10 protein-coding genes are annotated in these 8,890 nt (G+C 47.7%); 7 read left to right on the top strand and 3 right to left on the bottom strand.

Annotation, left to right across the window (positions count from 1 at the left end; translation table 11 throughout):
• Positions 1–170: 170 nt before the first annotated feature.
• Positions 171–692, bottom strand: coding sequence for a molybdopterin-guanine dinucleotide biosynthesis protein MobB (gene mobB, locus H0248_RS01670; RefSeq protein ID WP_180784428.1), 522 nt, complete (start codon positions 690–692; stop codon positions 171–173).
• Positions 682–1,260, bottom strand: a complete 579-nt coding sequence (gene mobA / locus H0248_RS01665; RefSeq protein WP_180784427.1) for a molybdenum cofactor guanylyltransferase MobA — start codon at positions 1,258–1,260, stop codon at positions 682–684. The genes mobB and mobA overlap by 11 nt, the downstream gene beginning before the upstream one ends.
• A 210-nt stretch (positions 1,261–1,470) precedes the next feature.
• Between mobA and H0248_RS01660 the strand changes: the two genes are divergently transcribed.
• From H0248_RS01660 to H0248_RS22590, 5 genes are all read left to right on the top strand, one after another.
• Complete coding sequence (locus H0248_RS01660) at positions 1,471–1,740, top strand: YihD family protein (RefSeq protein ID WP_005968263.1); 270 nt, start codon at positions 1,471–1,473, stop codon at positions 1,738–1,740.
• Between the two features lie 78 nt (positions 1,741–1,818).
• A complete protein-coding gene (locus H0248_RS01655; protein ID WP_180784426.1) occupies positions 1,819–2,805 on the top strand; it encodes a serine/threonine protein kinase in 987 nt (328 codons plus the stop codon).
• A 24-nt stretch (positions 2,806–2,829) separates the two neighbouring features.
• A complete protein-coding gene (dsbA, locus tag H0248_RS01650; protein WP_039275505.1) occupies positions 2,830–3,453 on the top strand; it encodes a thiol:disulfide interchange protein DsbA in 624 nt (207 codons plus the stop codon).
• A 378-nt stretch (positions 3,454–3,831) separates the two neighbouring features.
• A complete protein-coding gene (polA, locus tag H0248_RS01645) occupies positions 3,832–6,771 on the top strand; it encodes a DNA polymerase I (protein ID WP_180784425.1) in 2,940 nt (979 codons plus the stop codon).
• Positions 6,772–6,933: 162 nt separating this feature from the next.
• Positions 6,934–6,981 carry a spot 42 RNA, inhibition of DNA synthesis gene (locus H0248_RS22590; RefSeq protein ID WP_071892919.1) on the top strand — a complete coding sequence of 16 codons (48 nt, stop codon included), beginning with the start codon at positions 6,934–6,936 and terminating at the stop codon, positions 6,979–6,981.
• 206 nt (positions 6,982–7,187) lie between these two features.
• On the opposite strand, the gene yihA is transcribed toward H0248_RS22590, so the two are convergent.
• Entirely contained in the window at positions 7,188–7,823 is a 636-nt protein-coding gene (gene yihA, locus H0248_RS01640; protein ID WP_029367904.1) for a ribosome biogenesis GTP-binding protein YihA/YsxC, read from the bottom strand.
• Between the two features lie 203 nt (positions 7,824–8,026).
• Between yihA and yihI the strand changes: the two genes are divergently transcribed.
• Together yihI and H0248_RS01630 are read left to right on the top strand one after the other, a co-directional pair.
• Complete coding sequence (yihI, locus tag H0248_RS01635) at positions 8,027–8,581, top strand: Der GTPase-activating protein YihI (RefSeq protein ID WP_180784424.1); 555 nt, start codon at positions 8,027–8,029, stop codon at positions 8,579–8,581.
• Positions 8,582–8,584: 3 nt separating this feature from the next.
• Complete coding sequence (locus tag H0248_RS01630; protein WP_164669126.1) at positions 8,585–8,761, top strand: hypothetical protein; 177 nt, start codon at positions 8,585–8,587, stop codon at positions 8,759–8,761.
• Positions 8,762–8,890 lie beyond the last annotated feature (129 nt).

The following is an 8,890-nucleotide window of genomic DNA, read 5'->3' as shown; positions in this document are numbered from 1 at the left end:
CTTTTTGCTATGGGAAATTTGGGAGGTTATTTGCAACGATTTGCTCACCGTTGTGGATCTATTGCGGTGTATCAGATAGATAACCTGACCGCCAAGAGATATGGGGGCGAAAATCGACATCCTACTAGACATTACCCAATGGTTCAGTGTGAGCGGTAGTCTATTCCGCACTACAGACTGTTATTTTTGAGCCATTTTCGGATAAAAGCAGCAACCTGTTCTGGTTGATTGATATCGAGCACAGGAAGTCGGGTGTCTATCTCTGTATCTGCTGCAATCGCAATGACATATTCATCGATCAAATCACTTAATTCTCTACCCAACGATTGGCGAAACAAGGCTATTTTAGCGATCTTCTCGTGTTTGAACCCCTCAACCAGCACTAGATCGAGAGCTGATGCATCCATTTTCCCTGCTAGATCGTAAATATTGGGTTCTTCCTGATCAGGCGTCTCCGTCATCAGCGCCCACCTTTGGCTGCTGGCGACAATCGTCTGTGCTGCGCCTGCCTTACGGAGCTCATAGCTATCTTTACCTGGCGTATCAATATCCATCTGATGATGTGTATGTTTAATAAGCCCGACTCGAACACCATGATGCGTCAGCAGTGGGATGACGTGTTTAAGTAATGTCGTTTTACCTGTACCGCTATAAGCAACAATAGCGAGCAAGGGGACACAATTAGGATTCACGGTGTTGCTCCTCCCAATTGGATAAATCTTCAGGCGAATTCATATTGCGAAAAGCTTGAGACTGATCGCTAAATGAAACAGCGTTTGCTCCAACCTGTTCCATAAATAGCATCAGCTTACGGTTTCCGAGATGCAGATAGGTCTCTAGTGATTCAATAAGGTTTTTATTGATTAAGAGTAATGTGGGATGTGGCCGTTCTCCATCAGTGGCATAAGCCGCATTGGATTCCCCACGTGCTTGCCACAAGCGGTTTACCAGATCGCAAGGGAGCACAGGGACATCGCAAGGGACGAATACAACCCATTCGGATGGAGAGGCATGTAATCCGCTCAGAATACCCGCCAGCGGGCCTGGAAAGCTTGTATCAAAGTCACTAATAATGCGGCAGCCACTTTGTGCATACACAGCCTGATTGCGATTAGCGCTGATCATGACTTCATTGACCTGTGCTTTAAGCCGAGACAGAACATGCAGATATAGCGGCTCACCGTTCAGTGCTATCAGACCCTTATCGTGCCCGCCCATGCGCGTTGCACGCCCGCCTGCGAGTATAACGCCTGTAATCATTTCACTTTCCAATTATCGATACCCACTTTCCCCTACCGAAAGTTCGTGTGGCTAAACCATACGCTATTCTCTGAAAACTTTCGCAGAAGACCAAGTTCTTTCCTCATGTGAGCAAGGCTGTTATTTTGATCGCTATATACTCAATATTGCTCAAGTCGCTTCCTGCATATTGAAATTTATTGAGTACAAATCGTTTTTAAGGAGAAAAAAATGAAATGTCATCGCGTTAATGAGTTGATTGAACTGTTGCACCCAGCCTGGCAAAAAGAGCCCGATTTAAATCTGGTGCAATTTTTACAAAACCTTGCACAGGAGGCGGGGTTCGAGGGGCAGTTAAATGAACTGACTGATGATATCCTTATTTACCATCTAAAAATGCGTGATGCAGATAAAGAACAAGTCATCCCCGGTTTGAAGAAGGACTACGAAGAAGATTTTAAGACAGCTTTGCTTCGTGCCCGGGGAGTTATTAAAGACTAGTGGAAAGGAATAACACGTTCATGATGCTAACTACTGCACGCATATCTCTTACGTCGCCTCTAACCATTTGTGGCCGTGATGAATAGTTCGATATTTAATTTTCAGACGCTATTCCCAGATCTGATCGTGGATGCCTTGCTGGATGTTGGGCTGCGCGTTGATTCTGGTTTGACGGCATTAAACAGTTATGAGAACCGGGTGTATCAGTTTGCGGATGAAGATCGTAAACGATTTGTGGTGAAATTTTATCGCCCGGAACGGTGGAGCGCAGCACAGATTCAGGAAGAGCATACTTTTGCCCAGCAATTGGCAGAAGATGAAGTCCCTGTTGTCGCGCCCGTCTCGCTTAATGGGCAAACGTTGAACGTCTATGAAGGGTTTCATTTTGCTGTATTCCCCAGCGTGGGTGGGCGGCAGTATGAAATGGATAATGAAGACCAGCTAGAGTGGGTCGGTCGTTTTCTCGGCCGGATTCACCAGACGGGGCAGAAATCGTTATTCACCGAGCGTCCTACGATCGGGGTAAATGAATACCTGCATGAATCTTATCGGTTGTTGGAGACATGTCCGCTAATACCGAAAATACATCGACATGATTTTTTACAAGCGACCCGTCAACTGATTGATACAGTTGAAACTTATTGGCATAACGACTGGCGACCACTGCGTCTGCATGGGGATTGTCATCCAGGCAATATTTTGTGGCGTGATGGCCCGCTATTTGTGGATTTGGATGATGCCCGTAATGGCCCGGCAATACAGGATTTATGGATGCTGTTGCACGGTGACCGTCGTGAACAACGTATTCAACTGGATATCTTGTTAGAAGCCTATAGCGAATTTGCGGAATTTCAGGAGAAAGAGCTCTCGCTGATTGAGCCTCTTCGCGCGATGCGACAGGTTTATTATTTAGCTTGGGTTGCCCGTCGCTGGGAAGACCCCGCTTTTCCGAAAAATTTCCCCTGGATGACGGATGCTGATTTCTGGTTGAAGCAAACGGCAATATTTATTGGGCAAACTCAGCTGTTGCAGGAACCTCCTCTACAGCTAATGCCAATGTACTGAAATTAAATGGAGAGAGTGACATTTATGAAAAAATTATGGCTTGCGCTGATTGGCGTTGTTCTGGCATTTAGTGCTTCTGCTGCAGAGTTTTCTGACGGCAAGCAATATGTAGAATTAGATAAACCTGCAACCCAAGAGCCTCAGGTTCTTGAGTTCTTCTCATTCTATTGCCCGCACTGCTATCAATTTGAACAGGTTTACCACGTTCCAGATGCAGTAAAAAAAGCGTTGCCAGAGGGGACGAAGATGACACGTTATCACGTGGACTTCTTGGGCCCATTGGGTAAAAACCTGACGCAGGCATGGGCTGTTGCTATGGCGCTGGGCGTTGAAGATAAAATTACCCCGCTGATGTTTGATGCGGTTCAGAAAACACAGACTGTACAAAAACCGGAAGATATTCGCGAAGTCTTTGTGAAAGCCGGCGTGAGTGCGGAAGAGTTTGATGGTGCACTGAATAGCTTTGTTGTGAAATCTCTGGTTGCCCAGCAGGAAAAAGCGGCCGCCGATTTACAATTACGCGGTGTTCCAGCCATGTTCGTTAACGGTAAATATATGATCAAGAATGATGGTCTTGATACCAGTTCAATGGATGGGTATGTAAAACAGTACGCTGACGTGGTGAAGTTCCTCATTGCTAAGAAGTAATTATTTAATAAGTCATGCGGGTAAAACCGCATGACTTTATACCTTCCCGCAGTTCATCTTCTTATCTTTTATATCTCATTATCTCGCAATATCTATTTATCTGTTTGTTTATATCCACAAATTGGATGACGGTTTATCACGCCTTAAAAATAAACAGGTTATATTATAACTTCATGAAATTAATGGATATAAAAAAATAACTTAAGATAATAGGGGAAATCAGCAATTAAGCGGATAAAACTATTCACAAAGTTATCCACAGGAAGATCTTGCGAGGATCCATGCAAAATCAGCCAATATCTCACGTTAAGGATCGTCTCTTTCCCTGACCTATGGCATGCTTAGCGCTATGACAGACCACAACGATCATGGCAGGCTATGGCTCAGATTGCAGAAAATCCTTTAATACTGGTAGACGGTTCATCCTATTTGTATCGTGCTTATCACGCTTTCCCACCGTTAACAAACAGCGCGGGAGAAGCCACCGGTGCAATGTATGGTGTACTGAATATGCTACGCAGTTTGTTGTTGCAATATCAGCCCAGCCACGTTGCCGTCGTTTTTGATGCGAAAGGGAAAACGTTTCGCGATGAACTGTTCGAAAATTATAAGGCTCACCGCCCACCGATGCCGGAGGATCTACGCGAGCAAATAGAGCCTCTGCATAAGATGGTGAAAGCAATGGGGCTGCCGCTTCTGGCGGTTTCCGGCGTAGAAGCGGACGATGTGATTGGTACGCTCGCCGTTCAGGCGGAAAAAGCGGGTAAGTCGGTGCTGATTAGTACCGGCGATAAAGATATGGCGCAGCTGGTGACGCCGAGCGTGACGCTCATTAATACCATGAATAACTCGATTCTTGGCCCACAGGAAGTGTGTGATAAGTACGGTATTCCTCCTGAGCTGATTATCGATTTCCTCGCGCTGATGGGGGATGCATCAGATAACATTCCCGGAGTACCTGGCGTGGGTGAAAAAACGGCCCAAGCGCTATTGCAAGGGCTCGGCGGGCTGGATTCGCTCTATGCCAATCTTGATAAAATTGCTGGGCTTTCCTTCCGTGGTGCGAAAACCATGGCGCCGAAGCTGGAGCAGCACAAAGACGTGGCCTACCTCTCTTATCAGCTGGCCACCATTAAAACGGATGTCGAGCTGGAGCTTAGCTGCGATCAGCTCACCGTTAACGAGCTGGATGTAGATGAGCTACATCGTCTCTTTGCCCGTTATGAATTTAAACGCTGGTTATTAGATATTGAATCAGGCACCTGGATGCAGGGTAAAAAGAGCAGCCAGCCTGTTCAACCAACAACAACAGCATCGCATAAGAGTGCCATTAACCACAGTAATCCGTATTGCAACACGGTGTCACCGGCGATAAGTTTGCCAAAGACGGCTGCAGTCAACCACAGTAATCCGTATTGCAATACGGTATCACCGGCGATAAATCTGCCAAAGGTGACTGCTGTCAACTCTAGTGATGTTGATGGCAATATCGAGGCATCGACGCTTTCTGCCGACGGTTATGTCACGATTCTTGATGAGAAAACGCTGTTGGATTGGATTGAGCGTATAAAACAGGCTGGGGTTTTCGCTTTTGATACGGAAACCGACGGGCTGGATACACTCACCGCTAATCTGATTGGGTTGTCATTCGCCATTAAGCCGGGTGAAGCCGCTTATTTGCCGTTGGCGCATGACTATCTGGATGCGCCGGATCAGTTGGATCGCACCAAGGTGTTGGCCTTGTTCAAACCGCTGCTGGAAGATGAGAAGCTGCTGAAGATTGGTCAGAATCTCAAATTTGATAAAGGCGTGATGCAGCGGTATGACATCGATTTACGCGGCATCGCGTTTGATACCATGCTGGAATCTTATGTGCTCGACAGCGTGGCGGGCCGCCACGATATGGATAGCCTGGCCGAACGCTATCTGAGCCACAAAACCATTACCTTTGAAGAGATCGCGGGTAAGGGAAAAAATCAGCTGACGTTTAATCAGATTGCGCTGGAACAGGCTGGGCTTTATGCGGCCGAGGATGCAGACGTTACGCTGCATCTGCATCAAAAGCTCTGGGGAAAACTCCAGCCGCATGCCGATCTGTGCCAGGTTTTCCAGACTATTGATATGCCGCTGGTGCCGGTTTTATCCCGCATTGAGCGTACAGGCGTGCTGATCGATCCTGTTATTCTCGCGGAACACTCAAAAGAGCTCACAATCCGTCTGGCAGAGCTGGAAACACAAGCCTATGAGCTGGCGGGCGAAGAGTTCAATCTCTCATCGACCAAGCAGCTACAGGGTATTCTGTATGAAAAACAAAAGCTGCCGATTCTGAAGAAAACGCCAAAAGGCGCACCGTCAACCAATGAGGAAGTGCTGGCCGAACTGGCGCTGGATTACCCTCTGCCGAAGTTGATCTTGGAATATCGTGGGTTGGCCAAGCTGAAATCTACTTACACCGATAAGCTGCCGCTGATGATCAATCCGGCGACGAAGCGTGTTCATACGTCTTATCATCAGGCTGTTACCGCGACCGGGCGCTTGTCCTCCAGCGATCCGAACCTGCAAAATATCCCAGTGCGTAATGACGAAGGGCGCCGTATTCGTCAGGCATTCATTGCACCGAAGGGCTACAGCATTGTTGCGGCGGACTACTCGCAAATCGAACTGCGTATCATGGCGCACCTATCGGGTGATAAAGGGTTGTTGAACGCGTTTGCGAACGGGTTGGATATCCACCGAGCAACGGCGTCAGAAGTGTTTGGCATCGCACTGGATAAGGTGACATCGGAACAGCGTCGTAGTGCGAAAGCGATCAACTTTGGTCTGATCTACGGCATGAGCGCATTTGGTCTGTCGCGTCAGTTGAATATTCCCCGTAGCGAATCGCAGAAATACATGAACCTGTATTTTGAGCGTTACCCAGGTGTGCAGGATTACATGGAGCGTACGCGCCAACAGGCCGCAGAGCATGGCTATGTGTCCACGCTTGACGGTCGCCGTCTCTATCTGCCTGATATCCATTCTCGTAATGCGATGGCGCGTAAAGGCGCAGAACGTGCGGCGATTAACGCCCCAATGCAGGGCACCGCTGCTGATATTATTAAGAAAGCAATGATCGCGATTGACGATTGGTTACAGAAAGACACGCCGAAGGTGAAGATGATCATGCAGGTTCACGATGAATTGGTGTTCGAGATTCATGATTCGGTTATTGAAGAATCCATTAATAAAATCAAAGCATTAATGGAAGGTTGTATGCAATTGAATGTTCCCTTACAGGTAGACATCGGTACGGGCATGAACTGGGATGAAGCACATTAATGGCCGATTTTTGCGCTATTTCTGTAATTAAATAACAGTATTGTGTGACCTGGTTTAACTTTGTGTAATCGATAACCATTTTCTATGAAAGTAAACAACAAAAAAGCCTTTGTTCCCGTGAAAAAATAGGGTAGAGTTAAAGACGTAGGGTACAGAGGTAAGATGTTCTATCTTTCAGACCTTTTACTTCACGTAATCGGATTTGGCTGAATATTAGCCGCCCCGTTCAGTTTTGAGCGGGGCGTTTTTTATGGGCTTTATCCAGGATTTTTACCCTCAAAACGCCGGTAGCCGTGTAGCAGACAGCAACATGTCAACACGGTTACGCGTGTGAAAATAACGTTTCTGGTGGGTGATCATTGCGGGAAAGTAGGGGGCGTGATGCGAGTGATGATACTCTGCACCACGCGAAAGGATTACTCTGCTTCTTGTTCTTCTTCAGCGTGTTCCAACGTGCTGAACCAGTTATCCAATTTCTGCCGTAGTTTATCGACGCCGAGCTTTTTCAGTGACGAAAATGCTTCGACCTGAATATCACCCATAAATGGTAAGACTGCCTCGCGAACCATGTTCAACTGTGTCTTACGCGCGCCTGAAGCCAGCTTATCGGCTTTGGTCAGCAGCACTAAGACTGGAAGCTGGACATCAACAGCCCACTGAATCATTTGCTGATCGAGATCTTTCAGTGGATGGCGAATATCCATCAGCACAACCAGACCCTTAAGGCTGTTACGCTTTTGCAGGTATTCACCGAGCGCACGTTGCCATTTGATCTTCATTTGCTCCGGCACTTCGGCATAGCCATAGCCGGGAAGGTCGACCAAACGCACGCCGTCTACCACCTGAAACAGGTTAATCAACTGAGTACGGCCTGGCGTTTTACTGGTTCGTGCCAGGTTTTTCTGGTTGGTCAGCGTGTTCAGTGCGCTGGATTTTCCGGCATTAGAGCGCCCAGCAAAGGCCACTTCAATACCGCTATCTGTTGCCAGATGGCGAATATCCGGGGCGCTGATGATAAAACGCGTCATGTGGTAGTTATATTGCTGGGTCACGATGGTTATCTCTATCTGGATCTCTGTCTGGTTGGGGATTATACCTGTAACTGACAATAAAGGCGGCTTTATCTGTGGTGAAATGCAGCAGACTGATGCGAAAAGAAAAGCTCAGCTGTCTGATGTGGACGCTTTTTTATTCGCGGGCTTTCTGCTAGATTCCGCCGCACTTCCCTTATATCTGTGTACCTGAGAACAATCTTATGAACCGACCTGTCAAAGGGGCTGCCGACAAGGCAGGGAAACCCAAAGTAAAAAGAAAGACCCGCGAAGAGCTGGAGCGTGAAGCGCGCGAGCGGAAAAAAGATAAAAAGCATCGTGGCAACGCGTCGGGCAGCCGGACTCAGGAAAAAGCGTCCAACGATCAGCGTTCTGGTCAGCGTAACGTTGCCGATCCGCGTATCGGCAGCAAAAAGCCGGTACAGCTTGGCGTGTTAGAGAGCGCTGTGGCTAAGCCGAAGCCTAAATCGAAGCCTTCTGAACCAGTGGAGAAAGTCGTTGCTGCGAAGCCGACAATGTCGCCTGAAGAAGAGCTGGAAATGTTAGAAAACGATGCGCGCCTGGATGCTTTGTTGGATCGTTTGGATAGCGGCGAGACGCTAAGCGCTAAAGATCAGTCATGGGTTGATGAAACGCTGGATCGTATCGACATCCTGATGGAAGAGCTTGGAATTGAGCTGGGTGATGATGACGAAGAAGAGCCGCAGGAAGATATGTTGCAGCTTTTGAAACGTAATAACCCGAAAGACACGTTCTAATCAATGAAATGGCTGTTTCTGTTCCTGATATTGCTGGTTGCGTTTTATCTGCTCTGTCTGTTCAGTAAACTATGGCTATTGTCGAAGCGTAAGCATCGGTTGCACCGCGCCCTGTTTAACGGGCGCATGAATCAGGTGCGACGCCTACGCCCAAGACAAAAACGCCGGGAGCGTTTTTGAACGTCACAACGTGACGGCCCTTAGGGCGAGTCTCAGGGATGAGACGAGTAGCAAAACGTAGGAAACGCTTTTGAACGCCATTTTGGTGGTCTGAAGGAGGGGAAGGATAACCCACCGAGTAAAAACTGG

The organism is Pectobacterium brasiliense (genome assembly GCF_013449685.1).
In the GTDB taxonomy this organism is placed as follows: domain Bacteria; phylum Pseudomonadota; class Gammaproteobacteria; order Enterobacterales; family Enterobacteriaceae; genus Pectobacterium; species Pectobacterium brasiliense_A.
The sequence above is the reverse complement of the archived record's forward strand: the minus strand, read 5'-3'. Positions and strand labels throughout refer to the sequence as shown.